Below are 21,495 nucleotides of genomic sequence, written 5' to 3' on the forward strand. Positions count from 1 at the left end.
TTATTTTACTCTTGAGTATGATGGTTCAATTTTACCTCTATTGTGTGGGTAAGGCGGCAGAAACAGCAGGGTATCATCTGCAATTTCAAGCAAACTCTGTAAAAACGAAGCGGGTGTTATCTTATGGTTATTTAGCGTTAAGGGTACTGCAACATAAACGATATTATCTATCGGATAGAATGATACTAAGTGCCATGAAGACACTTATTCAAGATAGTTTATATTGAGTAACTTGTGGGGATTCCTCAGACTAAAGTCCGACCTACAAAAAAACTGTCAACGTGAGATTATCAGCCAACAAAAATTATCAGCTGTAGGCCCTTTGCAAACTATGCACTTATGATTTAAATCTAAAGTATTGCAGTGATATCACTAGCAATATCGGCGGGCTTAGTAGCCGAGCTATAACGCTTTATCACTTTACCTTGATTATTAACCAAGAATTTTGTGAAATTCCATTTGATGCTTTTACTGCCCAAAATGCCTGGCGCTGCATTTTTTAGGTGCTGAAATAGCGGATGAGCGCTATCACCATTAACCTCTATTTTACTGAACAGTTCAAAGGAAATGTTAAAGTTAAGATCACAAAACTTTTTAATTTCACTATTTTCAGCTTTTTCTTGTTTGCCAAATTGGTTACAAGGAAAAGCCAGTATTTCTAAACCTTTGTCTTTGTATTGTTGATAGAGTGCTTCTAAACCTGCGTATTGTGGCGTAAAACCACAAGCACTAGCCGTGTTAACGATCAATAGAGTTTTGCCTTGATATTTAGTAAAATCAACGGCTTCATTTTTATAATTGTTGGCACCAAAGGTGTAAATAGCGTTAGTCATAATACTTAACTGGTTGGCTCAATGTAAAAACAGAATAAGGTATATACGTGAAATTAACAAGATTCACGCGTCAGCACTCTCATCTAGCAAGCAACAATGTTTAATGGATAATATATTTAGTGGATAATGATTTGTAGTAGGCAACAGTATCTAGAACACTGCTGATGTTTAGAGTTTTTCCGAGCTTGTATTATACCCGTTCCATTAAGTTTGTGATCTTGTTGTGCGCAGGAAAAATAACTCAAGGTAAGACGCTCGATTGAGCAATAGCTGGCTATTGGGAGTGAGAGCAACACAGCCTTGAGCTATTTTAACTAGTAAAAGTGAGTAATAACTTAATGGGATTGGTATTATACCAATCTCATTAATTATCTGATCATTCACCTGGTTAAAACGACCAACTACGGCGTTATTTATTTAATCATTATCGCTGCATGGATGCAGCTTATTAAACAATGCAGGCGCCTATTGTCATGAACAACGAGTGATTAAAATAAATGCCTTATATTGGGTCGTTTTTCCTGCGTATAAAGTAGACTACCTAATTGATGAAATTGGTATTAAATAGCTTATAAAATTTAAAAAAAGACGAAACTTACGCTTAAAGCCACACGTAAAATTTCGCCTGAGCGTTAAAATATCGCTTGATAAGTTATTACAAACGGGTCAATAAGCTTGAGGTGTCCCAGCGATTACCGCCATTTTGTTGTACATCAGCATAAAATTTATCGACTAGCGCGGTTAATGGCAGGGTAGAACCATTATTTTTTGCTTCAGTCAGTGCAATATCCAGATCTTTTCTCATCCAATCAACAGCAAAACCAAAATCATATTCGCCTTTTAACATGCTTTTATGGCGGTTATCCATTTGCCAAGAGCCAGCAGCGCCTTGACTTATCACTTCAACAACCTGCGCACAATCTAGCCCTGCATTTTGACCAAAATGCAAAGCTTCAGCTAATCCTTGTATAACCCCAGCGATACAAATTTGGTTCATCATTTTTGCCAACTGCCCGCTGCCGACAGGCCCAAGTAATTTACTAAATTTGGCATAGGATTGCATAGCAGTTTCAACAGCAGCATATTTTTTTTGTTCGCCGCCGACCATAATTGATAATTGGCCATTAATAGCGCCAGCCTCACCACCTGATACCGGTGCGTCTAGAAACCCTAATTTAAGCTTCGCTGCTTGTTGAGCGAGTTCACGGGCAACAGTGGCCGACGCTGTGGTATGGTCAACAAGAATTGCTTTGGCTTTCATGCCTGCAAATACGCCCTGTGGCCCTAAAATCACTTGGCGTAGGTCATCATCATTACCCACACAAACGAACACAATATCGCTATCCATTACGGCTATAAACGGTGCGCTAGCCATAGCTCCGCCATATTGTTCTACCCAGTCTTGAGATTTTTGTGTGGTACGATTATAAACGGTTACGTCATAACCCGCTTTTTGCAAATGGCCCGCCATAGGAAAACCCATAACACCTAAACCAATAAAAGAAACTTTTTTCATGCTTTTCAACCTATTAAAATTAAATTTGTTAACGTTTATAGCCGATATAAAGTGATTAGCTTCAGCCAATAGCCGTGAGTTGTTATTAAGCTAACCAAAATTTTGGCTAGCTTTAAACACATTAAATATCAGTAAAAGTAAGTTGCTTTTTTAAAAGCATTCATTGCAACTTTAGTAATGAATACCGAGTAAATAATAAGCAGTAAAGCGTTTATATAAGCATTAAATTATTTTTATGAATTAATACCAAGCACACTAATTTTATGAGCACCTCACTTGGTTAAAACAAGCCACTACTGGGTTATTTATCTAATCATCAGCACAAGGCGTTATTAAAATAAACGCCTTGAATTTGGCTGTTTTTCCTGGGCCTAAACTAGGCCAGCTAATGAATTAAGCAGGTATAATCAATTCAACAAATATTATTTGTTGATATATTCAAATAAGGCTTTTAATAACTGCATTTTTTCGGTGTTGTTTTCATATTCAAAGGCCAAGTTTTCTAACTTCATCATATACTCATCAGCGCTTAATAAACCTTTCATGCCATGCTGAAGACGATCTTGACAATGTGCCTGCCACTTTTGTTGTTCGCCGTCGTCCAAGGTATAAGGGAAGTTACGCGCCCGATAACTAAACAACAGGGTATTTAGTCGCTCATCTTGAAATTGAAAAGGGTGTGTGCCCAATTGCTCTGGCGCTAGTTGGTGCAATATGTCCATTTGCGCTTTATCGCTATGCGAGAAAAACTTTCCACCATATAAGGCAAACTCAGCTTCTACCGGTTCATCATCAAAGTCATTACTGGCAAAAACATCAGTTAATTTATCTCTAAGCTCAGTATATTGCTTAAGCCTTTTTAGGTTCTCTAAGCAAAGTTCGCGAGGGATACCTAAACGTTCAGCATTTTCAGGTAACAAGGTTTTGGCTGGCGCCACGATAGGGCATTTATTTAAGTGAATTAACTTAATGGGGATCGGTAATTCATCTTCTGCTAATTCGTCATAACGGGTATATAAACGTGCTTTTATCTCGGCACTAGAAAGCTCAAATAACGGCGACGGATCGCGCGCTAAATCTACCGTTATTACCGCATTTTTATTAATAGGGTGATAGCAAATCGGTGCAAACCAGCTAGTGCAACCATGCACAGATGAAACCTTACTTGAGGTATGAACAATAGGCGTCATGTGGTAAACATCGATTAGCTCAGCCACTTGCTTTTTGTGCTTCAAATTAAAGATAAAGTCATATAACTTTGGCTGCTTTTCTTTAATCAGCTTTGCCATAGCGATAGTGGCATATACGTCACTCATCGCATCATGCGCGCCTTCATGGTCAATACCGTTAGCTTTTGTTAGCAGCTCTAAACGAAAACTGACCACTTGTTCACCATCGCGTTCAACCGTTGGCCATTCAATACCTTCAGGGCGCAATGCATAGCAAGCGCGCACCATATCGATAATGTCCCAGCGGCTATTACCATTTTGCCACTCACGTGCGTAAGGGTCGTAAAAGTTACGATAGAGTAAGTAGCGAGTTACCTCGTCGTCAAAGCGAATACTGTTATAGCCGGCTACACAAGTATTAGGTTGTGAAAATAGCCCATGAATACGGTCAGCAAACTCAGCTTCACTTAAGCCTTCTCGCAAAGCTTTTTGCGGGGTAATACCGGTAACTAAACAGGCTTCAGGCTGCGGCAGATAATCGGGCGGCGGCGAGCAATAAAACATTTCAGGCTCACCAATAATATTCAAATCTAGATCTGTGCGAATACCGGCAAACTGAGATGGTTTGTCAAATTTTGGTGATACACCCCAAGTCTCATAATCGTGCCAAAGGATTGATGCTTGCTCTGTGGGGTTTTTAGATGAAGAGTTATGTTTCATTTTATCCATGTAAAACAACTTGTTGAGTTATGATTGATCACTTTAGTGTGTTTTTATATTTAATTCTTAGGAGCTGTTTAATATTGCTTTTATAAGCAATTTTATAATAGTAAAGCTGTTCCTAAGCAATTAATACTAGGTCACTTTTCAAATCTGACTTTAGCACAGGCAATAGATAATATCTCACAATTACGCAGGCTGATAAATGATGGAAATAACCTATTACTGAACTTAAAAAAATTTATGCACCAACATATACTTAACTTTACTCATAATGTAGTGGCACAGTATATTAAGTGTATGGAATAAGGTAAGAGGTATAGGGATATAAATGCAGGAATTTACTGGTAATTTTGAGTTCTTAAAGCATCATGACGAGTTGTTATTTCGTTTAGCTGAAACTGCTGAACGTTGTTTGCCTCAAATCCCAATACGTCTTTAATCAAAATGCACCATTTAGGTGAAGCGCTGGCGCAAAATATTGCAGCACGTGTTGGTGTGGAATACGGTAAACATGTAAAGCAAATTAATTTGCTGAATGATTTAAAATCCCCCCTTAAACTTGCTGACAATGTTAAAGACGCCTTTTATACCATCGGTAAATTGAGCAATGTTGCTAATCATGAATTCTGACCTGGTCAACTAAATTCAGCCCCCCCAGTTAAGCGGCTTTTTTCAGTTTCATTATTTCAATTTCGTATGCATTTGGGCTTTGGTAACCCAGATAAGAATGCAAGCGGTGGCTGTTATAAAACATGTCAATAATGTAGGTCTGAAAAAATGCACCTGTAACAAAATCTGTTACAGGTGCATTTTACTTAACATAAAAAATACAGCCCCTCTTAAGAGGCTTTCAGCTGCTGCTTTTTCTTTATTCCGTGCAATCAACTAAGCTCGATTCACCAGCCGTCCATGTACCACAAAGCTTACTATTTGTACCGTCAGCATAGTATGTAGTAACTGTGTAGTTATCATCGATATCATGCACCTTAACCGTTTGTTCAGCGCCCACAAATGAGTTATTTAAACGAGACCAGTAATCAGAACCATAACTTTCTTCCGAAGAGTAGTCAGGGCTAATAAACGAGAGAGAGTTCACCAGCCACTCAGCGCTTATAGTTGATAAATCACCACCAATACCCGCTATTTCAGAAATGTTGTTGATATTGCCTTCGTAGAATGAAAGCGACACTTTGTTTTCTGGTGTATTAGAACCATCAGTAAATAAGTCAGCAACAATAAATGTTTGTGAAACGTTATGTTCTGCATGTTTTATGCTATTACAATCACCCCAATTCCAGTCACTTGAACTGTAAGATGAGTAAACGTTATTACTAACGGCATATTCTCTGTAATTAACCACAGCTGCATACCTATCATTTACACTACAGGTCATTACTTGATTGTTAGGAGCCCAATTATCGACTGGAGATAACTGCACCATACGCTCAAGTTCAATCCCTTGTTGATTGGTGGTCTTCTGGCTAACCCTCTCATAAGTTGCTTCACGAGTAGTTAAGTCATACGACATAAGATTGGTTACGTATGAAAAGTTACCGTTACGTGGCTGGATGAACTCCTTACGTAACCAATACGCATTTTGTTCGTCATAAATAGCTACTGTTTCATCAATAAGCTGTAAATAGAATTCAACATATTTAAAATCAGCGGTCGAGTTAGCTGCCTCCAACTCTAGAGTATCAGAGTACGAGGCTTGCAAACCGGGAACAAGTGCTTGTGCTAAACCATGAAGTGAATCATTACCCTCGGCTACATAATCACTATAAAGCACCTCCACAGTAATATTGTAACGACGAGCTACTCGTATTTCCTGCTCAGTTAGGCGATCAACAATATTCTCACGCAAATCCTGATTAGCTAAAATTTTATCACAACTAAGTTCAGCACTTACAGCAGTTAGTTCTTGCTCAACTGATTTCCAAACAATAGAAGTCAGCGGTGTTAAGTTTATAATATCTTCATCAGTAGTTAACGTGAACTGAGGAGCAGACACCATGTCATACGCTTCTGTTATAGGTGTGTCAGGATAATCCAAGTCGATAGCACCTACGGGTACGTGTGTAATAACAGGCACATACTTCGCACACTGCTGGTATTCAGTCGTAATATCTAAAATATAGCCACCTTCTGAATCCGTAGTCGTTGAAGGTTCGTCAGTATCTAACTCACCACTAAAGTTAATATCTAAGTAAACAGTGGCTCCAGCAATATACCCATCTATGACTTTACCTGTGATTGACATAGGTGGTGAGGTTGTTGGGGTTGATGCCGACTCAGCGCTAGAGCTGCTTCCATCTCCACCGCCACCACCACAAGCTGTAAGCGCTGTACTGATAAGTGTTGCGATTAGTGCTTTCGTGTAATTTTTCATACTTATTCCTTTTTTATTGTATGATACTGCAATTAACTAAATTCGACTTAAATTAAGTATTTATTTCAACCATTTAATTAAAGTATCACGTTAATTCATTTTTAGTTAATTAACATTTTATTTAGTCGAAATTTTATAATATTTATTATTGGATTTTAGATAATAAAACATGCGCCTTAAGGTCATTAGGTTGTAGGTCGCTTAAGTGATACTGGCTTCTTTTTCGCTGAGACTAAATTATAAAAGTATTTTTTTATACATTTTGTTTGTTATAAACTAACAAAATAAGGAATAATAAATCAGCATATTAAATTACTTTTCAGCCGATGTGCTAACTCAAGGTCAACAAGAGTTGTTAGTAGAATTAGCATGTTTTGCAAAAACAGCTTAAGCCAGAAAAACAAGTAGAGACTAATCTTATAAGAGATTTCGAAAATTTTGGACGTCGTTATTATTGGAATATAAATATTTAACATTGACCAGGCTATATAATAGGTCTGTACAAATAATTACAGATATTAAAATATAAATGCGGCATCATGCCTAAAGAGCCAACTTAATTAATATTAATATTAATATTTATAATTTACATTTAGTTAGCTAGAGTTTAACCCTGCTTTGTCATTAATCTTTTTTACAGACAAGCGCAGCATGGATGAAGTTGCATGTATTAGCATGTATATAGGATGTTGTAATCGATGCCAAAATTTTATAAGGTGAAAATCGTGTTATTCTATATCCTAAAGTTTATCTACTGATTCTAAGTAATCGACAGATATGTTATTAATACAACGAAAAAACAAATGATTTATTTAGATACCGCAGCATCTTATCCTATTTTATCTGAAGTGAGATTAGCATTATCAGAAGCTTTTGAGTCAATGTATGCAAATTCAGCCTCTAACCACTTTTTGGGAGAGAAAGTCTCTCATGAAATTAATGTAGTTAGAGAGCAATTAGCTGATGAAATTGGTGCATATCCAAGTGAAATTATATTTACTAGCGGTGCTACAGAATCTAATAATATTGCCTTTAAAAGCTTCCTTTTAGGTGCAGAAATACCAACAGATAAAAAACATATCGTAACTACAGAGATTGAGCATAAATGTATTTTTTCTATTTGTGATTACTTAAAATCCTTGGGTTACGAAATTACTTATGTAAAGCCAAATAAATGTGGGACTATTGACGTTGATTCTATAGTGAATGCCATAAGGCTAGATACCGCTTTAGTTTCTGTAATGCACGTAAATAATGAGTTGGGTACAATTAATCCAATTGCTGAAATAGGTAAAGTTTGTTTCAATGCTGGCGTCTTATTTCATAGTGATGCGGCTCAAAGTTTCAAAAAGATTGATATAGATGTAGACGATTTAAATGTGGATATAATGTCTTTCTCTGCTCATAAAATTGGTGGTCCTAAAGGAATTGGAGCCATCTATATCCGTGATTTACGTAAAAAGCATTTGATACCTGTAATTCACGGTGCTGGTCAAGAAGATGGTTTACGTGGTGGTACTGTTGCAGCACCTTTGATTATTGGCTTTGGTAAAGCAATTGAAATTTTTTCGAACTACTATGAAAAATTTAAATTACTCCAAATAAGATCCTATTTATTAGAACAATTGAATCTTAATGAAATTAAATATCAAATTAATGGTTCTGAATTAGCTCTAGAAAGTTGTGTGTCATTAACCTTGCCTAATACTAATATCGAAGTGTTGGTGAGAAAAAATGAAAATGAATTATGTTTAGCTCAAGGTTCAGCTTGTTCTTCAAAGGAGATAGAACCTTCACATGTTTTAATTGCATTAGGTCTAGATCGAGAATTAGCTGATCATACATTTAGGGTCAGCTTTTCTTTAGATATATCAACCAATGAACTAGATTTTTTTATTGCCGAAATATCTGAAGCAACAACCAATAAAATTTAATTATTTACTTAATGTCTTGATAATTAAAAGTTTCTAGTTCTCATTTCGATGTATGCTTCTGTGATAAACCAATAGGAATATTTAACGTCTCTTTTTATTACTGGGTTAAGGTTTACTACAACTTTTTAATTCTATTTTCATTAGACTTTCTATTATCAGAGGTTGATAAGTTAGTTGAGGTCATAAAAAAGCGACTTAAAAGTCGCTTAATTTAGAACAAAATATATTACTTATAGCAAGTAACACAAGCTCCACCACCTTCTACTTCATCATAGATTTCATCCATGACATCGGTATCAACATTCACAATATTGATTTGTAATTGGTTTTGGCGTCTTAGGGCTTTTTTAGCAAACCGTTCCATTTTTTTTGCGTGGTTGTCTTCAATTTGTTTAATCCTGTCTTTATCTTCTAAGGTAGAGAGTGGTGTATCTTTTCCAAGCCAATAAAAAGTACCATCAGGTCGTTTTTCTTCAGCTGTTTTTTCATAGCTTTTAGCCTCTTCAAAAGCAGCAGGATATATCTGTTTTAATCTAACCCATTCAATCTTTTGTTGATAAAAACAAAAAGTACAACCACTTCTTGAACGCCAGCCGTAATAGCCTGGTTTCCCAACATCCATAGCTTCGACGATTTTTCTATAAAGATCTACAGTTAGGTTCGAATCTTTATATGTTGAGTTTGTAGTTTCTATTATTTCATTTTCAAAATGCTTAATGAAGTCTTCTTCTGTTGGCGTAGTTGGCATATTTGTATTTTTGTCTATAAACAACTTACGATAATTTATAACTTCTTCTGTATCCGAGAGAAGATCTGCACCTTGTAAAATGTCAAAAATGTCTTTTTTATTTAAACCATCATCTCGAAAGGGCATTTCAATTTTTAGGTATGCTTCGTTATTCGAGTTAGTTAGAAAACCACTTCGTGCCGGTTCATCGGCACGAATACCTACATAAGAAATGACCTTATCATAACCTTCATCCATCATCTTCTTATTAATCCACATTTCAAATGGAACTAACTTCATTTGAATAGTACACCATCGTGCTTGGGGGGATGGTAGATAGTTTTGATGTTTTTCTAAGTGATAATCAAAATCTTTTTTCGTACGATTAGAAGAAAAAACTTCATCATAAGGGTCTATGATCGGTTTACCTAAGTAGCCTTCCAAACGATTAACAAAATCAATTACCTCAGGGAGCTCTTTACCTGTATCGGTAAAGTAATATTGAATATCAAGCTCTGGATAATTATCGCGCATATACATAGCAAGTGCGGCACTATCTTTACCACCCGATAATCCTAATACGTGAAGTGTTTTAGGCATGTTAAACTCCTTTTGTCATCTCATCTAATAGAGCCATTAAAACAGCTCTTCTTTCGTGCTCTTCTAACGTTGAAAGTGATTTTTCGACGCTAATAATTTGACTGTTATAATCCTTCCTAATAGATTTGTATTCTAAAGCTTTAAATGAAGCTTGATAATTAGCTAACTTAAAACGTTCAATTATCCCTATCAGTTCAGTTTTAGCTTTATTAATGGCATTATCATCCCAATTGCGTTCAGCTTTCCCAGACAGTAACGAAATTATATTGGAAACCCAATTATTATTACTTGCAAACTCTCCTAAACGCTGAGCAAATGTTTGCAGTTTAGCATCGGATGTAAACACCGTTACATTGGTACATTGCTTTAATAAGTGTGCGTCAATAGGAAGATAAATTGTGATTTCAGTCTTAAATGCTTTAACCATTTCCATATGAGCATTAATAACTTCGTTCAATATGTTTTTTATATCATTTGATCTTATGTCAATTATAGTTTTTTTTGTAAAAATAGACGTTAATTTTTCAAACAAATAGTCATGAGGATCAGATGCTGTTTTCGAATACAATATAAAATCTTTAGCTGCTTTTGATACTGATTTAGTATTACGTGTCCAAGTTGAAAGACTAGCAAATAAAGTTACATATTCTTGAGCAATTGCCAAAGGAGTCGGATTACCAGTAAAATTTGGTAGGGCCAAAGCCAGCTCATTTAAATACGCCGTTTTTTCTTGATCAACTTGCACAAGTTGAACGCCAACAAATGACGATTTCAGCATTAATTTAATTACAAACTCTTCATCGGGCGCTGTAATAAACATATGCTCGTTTGTCGCATCATTTTTATCAAAAAATGCAAAGTCTTTAAGGTGTGTCATTACAAAGGCAAGTATCCAGATGGTTCTTATCCCTTTAGGAACACCAAAAGGTTTTTGCGACCAAAGGTTATCAATCTCATTTAACCAAACAATATCACCACGCGCTTTAATAAGCAGGTTTGCAGAATCAAACAATGCTTTAAGATTAATATCTTTTGGTTGATTGAACTCAAACTTACCTTCAGTTTCAGCATGAAGACCTTGATTTTTCAAGCATGAAAAATACAAACCTTTTTCAGCTGGAAAGCTACCATCAGGTAAATTTAGGTTTTCTTCTTCAAAATTTTCAGACATTGCTATAAGCAATTTCTTAATTGCTGAATTAGCACTACCTGATGGTTTAGAACGGTTTACTAGTTCATTTTTAATCACCGGAGCTTTATTAAAAATATGATCGGCAATTTCTGATGTGATTGAAGTTAAGGTTTTATTATTAAGAGAAAGTGAATCATATTCCCATTGTGCTGTTTTAAATGCTTTATCAGTCGCTTCAAAAATAGATTGTTTAGCAATCTCTATGCGATGGTTTATTTCATTTTTAGCAATAAAATCATGACTGATTTCTTTATGCTCTCTTAATACTTTATTCAAAGCAATTAATTCAATCGCTTGTGTTTTTAACATAGAAAAATGAGATTGATGGCCTAATATAATATGTTCATTAGTATTAGCAATAGCTTGGGCTCTTTCAAATAACGATTCCTCTACGGGTAACACAAACCACAAAAAAGTCTCTCCGCTAATGGGGTTTGTATCTAAGCTTTCTAGTTCGGTGAAATTGTGCTTACCAATAGTTTTTGTTTGTGCCCAACGCATAGTACCTGTTTTATGGTAATGAGCAGTTGCTAATATATTATTTGCTTGTGCAATTTGAGACGTCCAATCTACACCATCTTTAATCTCTTCTATTGTAACCGAGATTAATTGATTAATATCGATATCACTACCTTGGAAAACGAACAATGCATCGTGCTTTTGACGATAGATAATAACTGTCCATTCTTCTAATTCTTTTATGGCTAGAGTTACATCTGTTGCTGAAAACCCACGCGAGCTAAAGTAGCTAATTAAGAACTTTCTTTTTGCAAATAGTTGGTGTTGAAATCCAAACAGAGTTAACAATGCAATAGTCTTAGTTATCAGACAGTGCAAGTCAGAACCTTTTTGTTCAGCTCTGTAAATTGCATCTTGGCCTTCCAACCAAACCTTACTGTCTGAACTTGCCAGAATAATATGGTTTAAGTTGTATTGTAGGTAATCCCAGAATAACTCAGGGTGAAACAAGTCAAGCTTCTTGCTTTCAATATTCAATTCTGATGGATAATGTTGTTCAATAAACTGTTTAAAACCCATTTTTTCGTTGGATGCTAAAAAGCCAAATAAACTTCGTTCATTTTGAGAAAAGCTTCTTTTTGATATTGGGCCTAATAGCAAACTTACTATTGGATCTAATGGTAAAGAGTTTAACAGAGGCGCTTTACGGTCTGTTTGAGATGGAAAAAAACTAAGTACTGAAGAAATTAAGTTATCATTATCTTGAACTAATTTTTTCTCTACTTCGCTTGTCTTAGCTATTGAATCACCAATTAATACCAATGATTCATCAATAGAAGGGATGTAACCCATATCGCGATAGCGACCTTGTACTTTAGCCCAATCCTTTTGAGCTGAAGCGTTCATAGCCTTAGAATATTCACTAAATGCTTGATGTAAAAAGCCAATTAAAATTGCAGGAGTTTTAGACTTCTGAATAACATCAGCAAGGTTTTGGAAAAAATATAAGTCTTTATTTTCTCTTGATTGGTAATCTAACGCTTTACCCATTTCATCTAATAAAATAATTACACCGTCAACTTTAACACCTTTGTCAAGTGTTGAAGCAATTAGTGAGAGGCATTCATCATCGTTTAATTGAAAAATATCCTGTTCATTAAATTCATGTTCTAGTGTTTGCAAAATAGAACAAGTAATAGTTGCTGAGGGTACGTTTAAACCACAAACATGCTTTACAACTTTCCACCCTTTTTTTACATTAAAGCTTGATTGAAAGGTATTTTCACCATCGCTAGCTATCAGTTTTTTATTTGCATAGTTTCGTACAGTTTTTTTATCAGACAATAATTGTGTTAAAAAAAGTGCAATAGTTGATTTACCAGTGCCATAAGGTCCCGTAATTGTAAAGCAACGCTGTTCACTGTTAGTAAAATCTCTGCTGATAGTATCAAGCACATTTAAAGCGGTACCATGTAAGATAAAGCTATCTATGAAGTCCTTATAATTAAAAGCGTCATTATCTAGACGAGTTGAACTTTTGTATTTTTGGCTGATATCAATCATAGATGACATTTTATTCAACACCATAGTATTTATTTAGAATTTGAATAGGGTTCTTTATTAAGTTAATGGGACAAGAAATTTGTCTTAAGCCTCTAGAGTCAACCCAAGTTAATCCACCATTCGTAGTAAGTTGAGCATCATCAAGTTGTTGACCAAGACCATGTTCTGATAACCGGAATATTCTACCAGGTGAAAATGGGTTACTTAGTAAAGAGTCAAAACCGATAGTTAACTCTTCTGTTTCTATATTAATATCATTTAAATCAAAATTTAAACTCATAAACCTAGCTACAGCATAAATAAATATTTCAATAGGTAAATCTTGTTGCTCACGAAGAGTGCTTGTATAAAAACCATTACCATTATCATTAATTAAACTTAATTCAGCTAAAGGTGATGAGAAATGATCTTCGTCTATTTTGATCGTTTTAGATGAGTTAGCTTTTCTTTTTCGGCAATAGGTATGTAGAAAACAATCGAGATCTTTTTTTAAGCTCTTATCTGTAATACCATCGTTTTGACAAATTCTTTGAGCATCTTCGACAAAGTCGAATAAATATTTTTCTTTTTCAAAACTTTGTACGTGTGAAAAATTGAAAAAATAACGGTATGAAGTTAAATATTCGTCATCAAAGTTAAGCAAAAAATGAATTAACCAAATAGAGCCTTTTCGTTCTAAATAAGGGTCTTTACCTTGATGCACACCAAAGTCACCAAAAATATAGTTACCAAGGTCTGTTACTACAGGTGCTTTATTCACTTTATCGTAAATAACACCCGTACAGTCAGACCAATAACGGATGGCATTTACCATGTTTTTACCAACGCCGAGTTCTATCACGGCTTTTTCAACATCTTTACTCTTAGATGTTTTCAAAAAGTAACCTGAATTCATATGGTTAACAGCCTTATAAAGCCATCCATATCTTAAAGGGAATGTATCGTGTCCGGAAAATTTTGCTTTCATTACGGGTAATAGCTCCTGGAGAAATTGTCCAGAAGATATAGTATTACTATTTTACAAGAGATTAAAGTAATTTATTGTTATAACTGTTTTTATTTACAGTAAAAATCAGTTAAAGAAAAGCAAATTGATTTATTTATTAATCCTTTGATTTAAGGCATTATTTAATCAGTCTGGAGAGGTTACAATATTAGCTCTTCGATTTATAACACCCTAGAGTATTAATTATTAAAATTTATATAATTATTAGCATTTACAAGGAGTTGCTATGCTAGAAAAAATTCTCAATAATTTCAGTTTAAATTCATTAAAAGTACTTGCGGGTTCTGACTCCTTAAAGTTTTTTGAAGAGACCTTAAATATAAGTCCAGATTATTATGAATCTAATAGTCAAATTACATTATTAATTCAGGCCATTTTAAACTCTAACCCTATTACTATTTTTTTAAATACAGTATCTAGAAATTACTTTATAGATAGAATGCATAAAAATGATATTTCTTATGTTATTGAGAAGATCAATGGTAAAAGGTCAGAAATTATTAATTCTGAACACTACAATGCGATAAAAGAATTCTGCAATAACAACCGTAATTTATCCATATTTTTAGATTCAATTAATTGTCAAGGTAGTGACTTACCTCTTAATTATTCAAATAGCGACCTAATACAAGATAGTGCTAGAAGTGAGTATATTGCATTTAAGTCGATTAAACCTAAATATGGACTTTACCCTTATCAAGTTGAAATATCAGAAAAAACTTATTATTCACTAGAGACTGGAAGTAATAATCGTGCAGTCATTCATCTTCCTACAGGTGCAGGTAAAACACGAACAGCGATGCATATTATTTGTCGTCATTTAATGACACAAAAAAATGCCCTCGTTTTGTGGTTAGCAAATTCGGATATTTTATGTGAACAAGCGGCGGAAGAGTTTGAAGAAGCATGGTCATTTTTAGGTAACCGTGAAATATTACAAGGACGTTTTTATAAGTCAAATGATTTTTCATTAGATAGTATAAATAGTGGATTTGTTGTTGGTGGTCTACAAAAGCTCCATTCACGTTACACTCTATTATCTAATAGCTCAGCCTCATCATTCGATAGAAAATTAACTTTAGTAGTTTTTGACGAAGCTCATAAAGCATTGGCAAGTACTTATAAAGAATTAGTTGATAGATTCTTAGAGTTTTCTCCTCAAGCTAAGTTAATCGGCTTAACAGCAACCCCAGGTCGAATATATAAAGATGATAAACCTGAATTAGAACCGGCAAATAAAGCTTTAGCGCAAATGTTTGGTAATAATAAAATAACAATGGATGTTAGCCCATTACAACCTATGGACTACCTAATTGATAATCATTATCTTGCTAAACCTCATTTTATTGAACTCAAATATGATGATTCAGATCTTTATGAAAACCTTTCGGCAAATGATGTAACAGAAACAGAGTTAATGTCGCGCTTAGGCGTTTCAAAAAACCGTAACTCAATAATAATTCAAACAATACTAAACGAGACTAAAAAAAATAAAGCTAAAATTATTGTTTTTGCATGTGATATAGAGCATGCAAGAAATATAGCTTTTTCACTTTGTTGTTTAGGAATCAAAGCTGCCTCTGTTGATAGTAAATATACATCTCAACAAGAAAAAGAGAGCATCATTCATCAATACAAATATGGTGATTTAAGTGTTTTAGTTAATTGTGAGATGCTAACAACTGGCTTTGATGCACCTGAAACTAATGTAGCAATTATTGCAAGGCCTACACAATCACTTGTTTTGTATTTACAAATGATTGGACGAGCATTAAGAGGCAATACAGATCAATCACCTAAAAGTGCTAATATTTATACGGTATTAGACGAAATATCAGATTTTAATAATGTTAATTTAGCTTTTAAACATTGGAACGAAATGTGGACAGAGTTAGAACCAACTAATAAGTAAAGGATTCATTTATGTCATTGGTAAACCCGAAGCAATATATTATTTCAGCACGTTCAAATGGCTATAAAGATACAGCGTATGCAATTGCAGAACTTGCAGATAACTCTATTCAAGCAGGTGCAGATAAAGTAGAGATACTTATTTTTGAAAATAAGAATAGAAGTATTGACCAAATAGCTATTATTGATAATGGTAAAGGAATGAGTAAGGAGCTGTTAGCTTCTGCTCTAGGTTTTGGTGAGTCAGGTAGAGACAAAGATAAAGAAGGTCATTTACTTAACGATGATACAAAAGGCATGGGGAAATTTGGTATGGGACTTCCCAATGCCTCAGTTTCTCAATGTAAAAGGATTGAAGTTTGGAGTTGGCAAGAAGGTAAAGATAGAAATTATAGTTATTTAGATGTTCAAGAAATTATTGACGGTAAATATACTGAACTACCAGTGCCATCAAATAAAGCGTTACCTGAAAAATATTTAGATGCTATATTTGATGGCGTTATCCCTCCATCAGGTACGATTGTATTATGGTCAGTTCTTGATAAATTAAAGTGGAAAAGAGCGAAAACATTATTTGAAAAATCACAGTTTGAAATAGGACGAATGTATCGCCACTTTATATCTAATGGTCAGTGTAGTGTTAAGTTCAAAGTTTTTGACACTTTAGGAAATCCTAAAAAAGATGCTTTAGCAAAATTAACAGACACTGGTTTTATTAAGGCAAATGATCCATTATACCTGACAGAAAATTCTTCTCTGCCTGAACTACCAGGCTTACATATTGATGAATCACCGACATTTTTTGTCGAAAAGGAAAGTTTTAGATTTAATGTTGAATACCAGGGTAAGCAACATTCAATTGGTATAAGAAGCTCAGTCGCTAGGCCTGAAGTAATAAAACGAATACTAAATAATAGTGATCATAATCAAGCAGGTAAAACTGAATATGGTAAAGATTGTTTGAAGAATTTTGGCTTGTCAGTAATGAGAGCAAATCGTGAGATAGAGTTAATATCAAATGAGTTCTTCTTAAAAGATGATGCTTATAAAGCTCGATATATGGGAGTAGAAATAGATATCCCACCATCGTTAGATGAAGTTCTTGGCGTTACAAATAATAAGCAACATGCACACAATCTTAAAGAACTGAATGTTGAAAAGATTGATTTAGACGGAGTTGAAGTTACTGATAATGCTACAGTTATTAAATTTCTACGTGATAATGGCGATGAAGAAACTGCTATATTGTATGATATATCTGTTAAGTTAATAAAAGTGATAGGTAATGCTAGAAAGGATGCAAAGAAACTACCCACGACGAAAGTTAGTGGTAACACCCCTGAAATTAATGAAGATGATAAGGTTAGTATCGTAGTTAATTCTGTTTTAAACAAACGGGATGAAATTAATCCAGGAAAAACTCTAGCTGTTGAAGCAGACTACGAAGGATTAAAACAGACATTAGTAAAGGATTTTGGGTATGAAGAAAGTGCTGCAACTCAAGCAGCTGAAAAAATGGAAGCGCTTAAAAGTCGTATAAGTGTTCAATATAGTAAAACTTCCAATAGTTCTTTTTTTGAGGTGGAAAATTTACAAGGTATTGCTGTCTTAATTATTAACCCTGAGCATGAACTTTATGTGAATTTCTTAAGCAAGATGTCAGATAAAGACAAAATGATTTTTAAAGTTATTTTAGGTGCCTGGGCATTGATGGAAGATTCTTCGTCTACAGACTCGAAAAAGAGACAGTTAGAGAGAGCTAGAAATGAATGGGGCGAAGTTATTGAAGAAATGTTTGAAGAGTTAGATTTGAGCTCTACTGAAGATTCTTAATGTTTTTATTAAGTAATGTATTAGATTGTTATAAAAATGCAGGCTTAGATGCAAGTATTTCTATTCTCTTTGATAAAAATCAGTTTAGTGGCAAATTCTATCTGTTTAGTAATAAAAATGAATTAAATCAACCGGCTTTCAATGAAATATACAGCTCTATTATAGCTGGTAACATTGATTCTACTGCAAGTTCACTTGTCGTAGAGTCAATTACGTCTTGGGTCACAAGCCGTTTAAATTTCTCTGTAAGGATGACATCAGAAGCAATATCTACCGAAATAGAAGACACCCCGAGGCTAATTAAAAGTTTTTTTGAAGAATTACCAAATGATCTTTTCAATCTTATGGGTAACCATTCTATTATCGAAATATCCTGTAAAAGTATTAGGCCAGATTTCTTTGTAGATTTGATTTTGAATGACTCCTATCTTAGTTCTCAAGAGCTTCAACTGATTAACGAAAAAAATAAAAGTTATAAGCTAGTTAGCATTCTTGAACCAAGGAAAAAACTAGAAGAGATAAAACAGAAAAAATCATTAATGGATCGGTTGATAAACAAGAAACTTGAGAGTTTAGAAGGTAATTTAAAGGGAATCAGGGGCGACTATGCTTTAAATAATATTACATATTTTGATTATTCCTTAGTTTGCTTGTTATATGGCTTTGAAGATATAGATGAATATGAAAGGTCTCTCAAGTCAAATTTTTTAAATGAGAATAAGCTAAAAACTTCTAACAACCAAGTTACAGAATCACAGTATAAAAAATTGACCATGCTTACACTAATTGATGACATTCTTGTACCCAAAGATTGTACAAAAATTGTTGAGAGAATAAAAAAATTTACTGCACCTCCTTTAAATGTCGATAAAATTTTAAAAGTAGAGGAATATAAATTTGAGTGGTTACAAGGTATCACTCCTGAAATGATTAAGAGCTTTAAGATCTTTAAGGAGGTGTTAGGATATACAGTCTCAGGCTTCAGTACCAATGTAACCTTGTTAAAAAGTTCTAAACCAGCCAAAAAAAATTACTCTGATGATGATACTTACGATAATTTTGTAAAACCTAAACAAAATACTTTTAAAAATAAAAGTATTTCTCTAAAAAGTAAATTAGAAAATATTGTGTTGACTGAACATTTTAACAACATAGTTACACGACTGAACAAAGAAAAAAGAACTTCGATGACAGTGTATGACCTTTTAAATTTGGATAACTCTTGGTTTTTAAGGTTTTATGACGTGTCTACGACATCAAAATATTATTCTGACTTCTTAAAGTTAAAAACTTATTTGGAAGGCGTACTAAATACTTTCAATAACTTAGAGATATCTTCTGCCGATATTGATAGTGCATCAGCAGATAATTCGAAAAGTATCCCTTATGAGATTTTAAACCAAATTAAAGAGTGGGCTTTTGAGGGCTATTTTGATGATAAAGAAATGTATAATCTCTTTGTTCAAGAGCAAACAGATGCTTACCTAGAATTACAAACTACCATTCCTGACGGAATGGTTAAATGGGCTTTGGACTCTGTTTATGATTATACTGAAGCGAAGTATACGGGTGATTTTCTAGGGCAGTTAAGGGAAATAAAACTGCACATTGCAAGTTACTTTAGTATTGAATCTATTTCGTCACCAGAAATCTTTGATGAATTAAGGGATATAAAACAGAAAGCTAGAGAGGCTTTACCTGGGAATTATAATGAGCAGCTAAAGTATATTAAGGCGGAGTTAGTTTTTGTAGAACTTGAAAAATCTAAGGCTCAGGCCAAAAAAGAAATAGAGGTTTCAAAGCCTAATGACGTTAGAACTTGGGATTGGGAAAATACTTTAGTTATAGTGGCTAAAAAGTATCCAAACGATCCAATTGCCCAGTTAGCCTATTTGAGGCTTCAAATTAACAGCCTCTATGATATTAAAGATCTTTCTATAGTTGGTAATGATAATGAGGTTGAAAAGTTAAAACTATCAGCCAAAAAATTATTTTCGGGTGATTATAAACAACAATATCTGTACTTACTTTCTGAAGTAGAAAATATCCCTGCTAATGGAGTCAAGGAATCAACGGTTGTAACTCAAATCATTAATGAGCAAAATGAAAGCACGGTTGCGATAGTACCTACTCATGTAAATAAAAAAGTAAAAGAATTAAATATCAGTGCTGTTTACAATAAAAACAAATCTGAAAAGAACTTTCTTACAAAGTTATCTTCGATTTTTAAAATCAAACCAACCGAAAGAAAAGCATCCGATGATTCACTAGTCGAGGTCATTGTTGATACTTCGATACTTGAGGAATTAGTTGGTGTTTCAGTAATTGAAGAGGTTGTTGGCTCAAATAATACTGTAGATGAATTGGAAAATGATAGTGCGCTACATAACTTAGTTACGGATCAAGACTGTAATTTCATTAAATATAATAAAAAAAATGAAATTGGAATAAAAGTCCAAGCTTTACAGTCTTTTGATGCTTTTGATTTTGAGTCTATGAACAACAAGTTAGTTGTTATTATAAATAGCAATCATCCCTTTTATAGTAAGCTTTATCGTGATTCTAGTGAAGAGAGTAAGCGTGTTATCGATATGATGATTTCCTCATTATGTCATTTATCCCACCTAAATATTTCTGAAACAGTTAAACAACAAGATAAAAAGTTGTTTTCCAGATGGAGTGAGTATTTAGAAGAATATCTCCTAGAGGATTAGAATGAATCATTTGATGACTAGTAATGAATTAACAGCAAGTTTAGAAGTTGAAATACCTATTTGCCAAAAATTAAATATCATTTCTGCTTTTGTATCAAAGCCAGCGGTTATATGGCTAGAAAAACTTGTTGATAATACTTCAGTATGCATTGTTGGACGCTTCTCTCCTAAAGACTTTATTGATGGTGCTAGTAGTATTGATGCCGTTAGAAAATGTCTGTTATCTGGCTATGTAGTTAAGTGTTTACCAAACTTACATGCAAAAATATACCAAATAGATGATGAGCTTATTTTTACAGGCTCTGCGAATATGACAGGTAAAGGACTTGCTCTTGTTAATGACGGTAATCTTGAGGCATGCACTAAAGTCACTCCGTCTGATAACACTAAGGCTTTTATTCAACGTATTATAAATGTCTCTCTGAATATAACTGTAGCGATGCTAAACAAAATGCAAAAAATTATAGATGAATTTGAAAAAGTTGATTCCGTAAAAGTACCAGATACTTGGCCTGAGGATATCATGCCTAAAATTAAGGATATTTTTGTATCTGATTTTCCTTTATCTAAGCCAGGTAATAATCATGAATTGTATGAAGTTAACCCTTCTTTAGAATTTGCAGTTATTGAAGCTAATACATCTAACTTTACTTATGACCAAACACTTTTTAAAAGCTCTAAAGCGTATTGTTGGCTAAAAAAAATATTGATTGAACATACAGGTGATAGGGATTTAGGGTTCGGACAAGTATCGAGTTTATTGCATGATGCTTTATGTGATGATCCAGCACCTTATCGACGAGATATAAAAGGTATTCAATCTAATCTATATGAATATTTGACACTTTATGCATTTGATGAAGTAGAGGTTTACGTACCTGGTAGAAGAAGTCAGGTTTTAAAATATATTAAACAATAATTTCAAT

13 protein-coding genes and 1 pseudogene are annotated in these 21,495 nt (G+C 34.0%); 7 read left to right on the forward strand and 7 right to left on the reverse strand.

The features are described from left to right. Window positions 1-227: pseudogene (locus ESZ39_RS17995) on the forward strand (IS4 family transposase); the annotation flags it as partial. Window positions 228-350: 123 nt separating this feature from the next. On the opposite strand, the gene ESZ39_RS08870 reads toward ESZ39_RS17995, so the two are convergent. The 3 genes from ESZ39_RS08870 to sbcB all read right to left on the reverse strand — a co-directional run bounded on the left by ESZ39_RS08870 (window position 351) and on the right by sbcB (window position 4,247). Next, window positions 351-833 carry a glutathione peroxidase gene (locus ESZ39_RS08870; RefSeq protein WP_146879558.1) on the reverse strand — a complete coding sequence of 161 codons (483 nt, stop codon included), beginning with the start codon at window positions 831-833 and terminating at the stop codon, window positions 351-353. Window positions 834-1,488: 655 nt separating this feature from the next. Continuing rightward, window positions 1,489-2,349, reverse strand: a complete 861-nt coding sequence (locus tag ESZ39_RS08875) for an NAD(P)-dependent oxidoreductase (RefSeq protein WP_146879559.1) — start codon at window positions 2,347-2,349, stop codon at window positions 1,489-1,491. Between the two features lie 422 nt (window positions 2,350-2,771). Beyond that, a complete protein-coding gene (gene sbcB / locus ESZ39_RS08880; RefSeq protein ID WP_411266869.1) occupies window positions 2,772-4,247 on the reverse strand; it encodes an exodeoxyribonuclease I in 1,476 nt (491 codons plus the stop codon). Window positions 4,248-4,685: 438 nt separating this feature from the next. Between sbcB and ESZ39_RS08885 the strand changes: the two genes are divergently transcribed. Beyond that, on the forward strand, window positions 4,686-4,871 hold the full coding sequence (locus ESZ39_RS08885; protein ID WP_146879560.1) for a hypothetical protein: 186 nt from the start codon (window positions 4,686-4,688) through the stop codon (window positions 4,869-4,871). A gap of 238 nt (window positions 4,872-5,109) precedes the next feature. On the opposite strand, the gene ESZ39_RS08890 is transcribed toward ESZ39_RS08885, so the two are convergent. Continuing rightward, window positions 5,110-6,630, reverse strand: a complete 1,521-nt coding sequence (locus ESZ39_RS08890) for a hypothetical protein (protein WP_146879561.1) — start codon at window positions 6,628-6,630, stop codon at window positions 5,110-5,112. A gap of 803 nt (window positions 6,631-7,433) precedes the next feature. Here ESZ39_RS08890 and ESZ39_RS08895 point away from each other — a divergent pair. After that, window positions 7,434-8,564 carry a cysteine desulfurase family protein gene (locus ESZ39_RS08895; protein ID WP_146879562.1) on the forward strand — a complete coding sequence of 377 codons (1,131 nt, stop codon included), beginning with the start codon at window positions 7,434-7,436 and terminating at the stop codon, window positions 8,562-8,564. 226 nt (window positions 8,565-8,790) lie between these two features. On the opposite strand, the gene ESZ39_RS18000 is transcribed toward ESZ39_RS08895, so the two are convergent. Genes ESZ39_RS18000 through ESZ39_RS08910 form a run of 3 tightly spaced genes read right to left on the reverse strand, consistent with a single transcriptional unit; the run spans window position 8,791 to window position 14,072 of the window. Next, a complete protein-coding gene (locus ESZ39_RS18000; protein ID WP_223270307.1) occupies window positions 8,791-9,891 on the reverse strand; it encodes a phosphoadenosine phosphosulfate reductase family protein in 1,101 nt (366 codons plus the stop codon). 1 nt (window position 9,892) lies between these two features. Continuing rightward, complete coding sequence (locus ESZ39_RS08905; protein ID WP_191321737.1) at window positions 9,893-13,114, reverse strand: AAA family ATPase; 3,222 nt, start codon at window positions 13,112-13,114, stop codon at window positions 9,893-9,895. Between the two features lies 1 nt (window position 13,115). Further along, window positions 13,116-14,072: a DUF4007 family protein gene (locus ESZ39_RS08910; RefSeq protein WP_146879564.1), complete on the reverse strand. Its 957-nt coding sequence runs from the start codon at window positions 14,070-14,072 to the stop codon at window positions 13,116-13,118. Between the two features lie 265 nt (window positions 14,073-14,337). Here ESZ39_RS08910 and ESZ39_RS08915 point away from each other — a divergent pair, with 265 nt between their 5' ends. Genes ESZ39_RS08915 through ESZ39_RS08930 form a run of 4 tightly spaced genes read left to right on the forward strand, consistent with a single transcriptional unit; the run spans window position 14,338 to window position 21,488 of the window. Beyond that, window positions 14,338-16,023, forward strand: a complete 1,686-nt coding sequence (locus ESZ39_RS08915) for a DEAD/DEAH box helicase (protein ID WP_146879565.1) — start codon at window positions 14,338-14,340, stop codon at window positions 16,021-16,023. A gap of 11 nt (window positions 16,024-16,034) precedes the next feature. Next, entirely contained in the window at window positions 16,035-17,855 is a 1,821-nt protein-coding gene (locus ESZ39_RS08920) for an ATP-binding protein (protein ID WP_146879566.1), read from the forward strand. Next, window positions 17,855-20,569 carry a hypothetical protein gene (locus ESZ39_RS08925; protein WP_146879567.1) on the forward strand — a complete coding sequence of 905 codons (2,715 nt, stop codon included), beginning with the start codon at window positions 17,855-17,857 and terminating at the stop codon, window positions 20,567-20,569. Before ESZ39_RS08920 ends, ESZ39_RS08925 begins: the two co-directional genes overlap by 1 nt. 13 nt (window positions 20,570-20,582) lie before the next feature. Next, on the forward strand, window positions 20,583-21,488 hold the full coding sequence (locus ESZ39_RS08930) for a phospholipase D-like domain-containing protein (RefSeq protein WP_191321738.1): 906 nt from the start codon (window positions 20,583-20,585) through the stop codon (window positions 21,486-21,488). Window positions 21,489-21,495 lie beyond the last annotated feature (7 nt).

The sequence above is a fragment of the Colwellia sp. C1TZA3 genome (genome assembly GCF_007954265.1).
Classification (GTDB): Bacteria; Pseudomonadota; Gammaproteobacteria; order Enterobacterales; family Alteromonadaceae; genus Cognaticolwellia.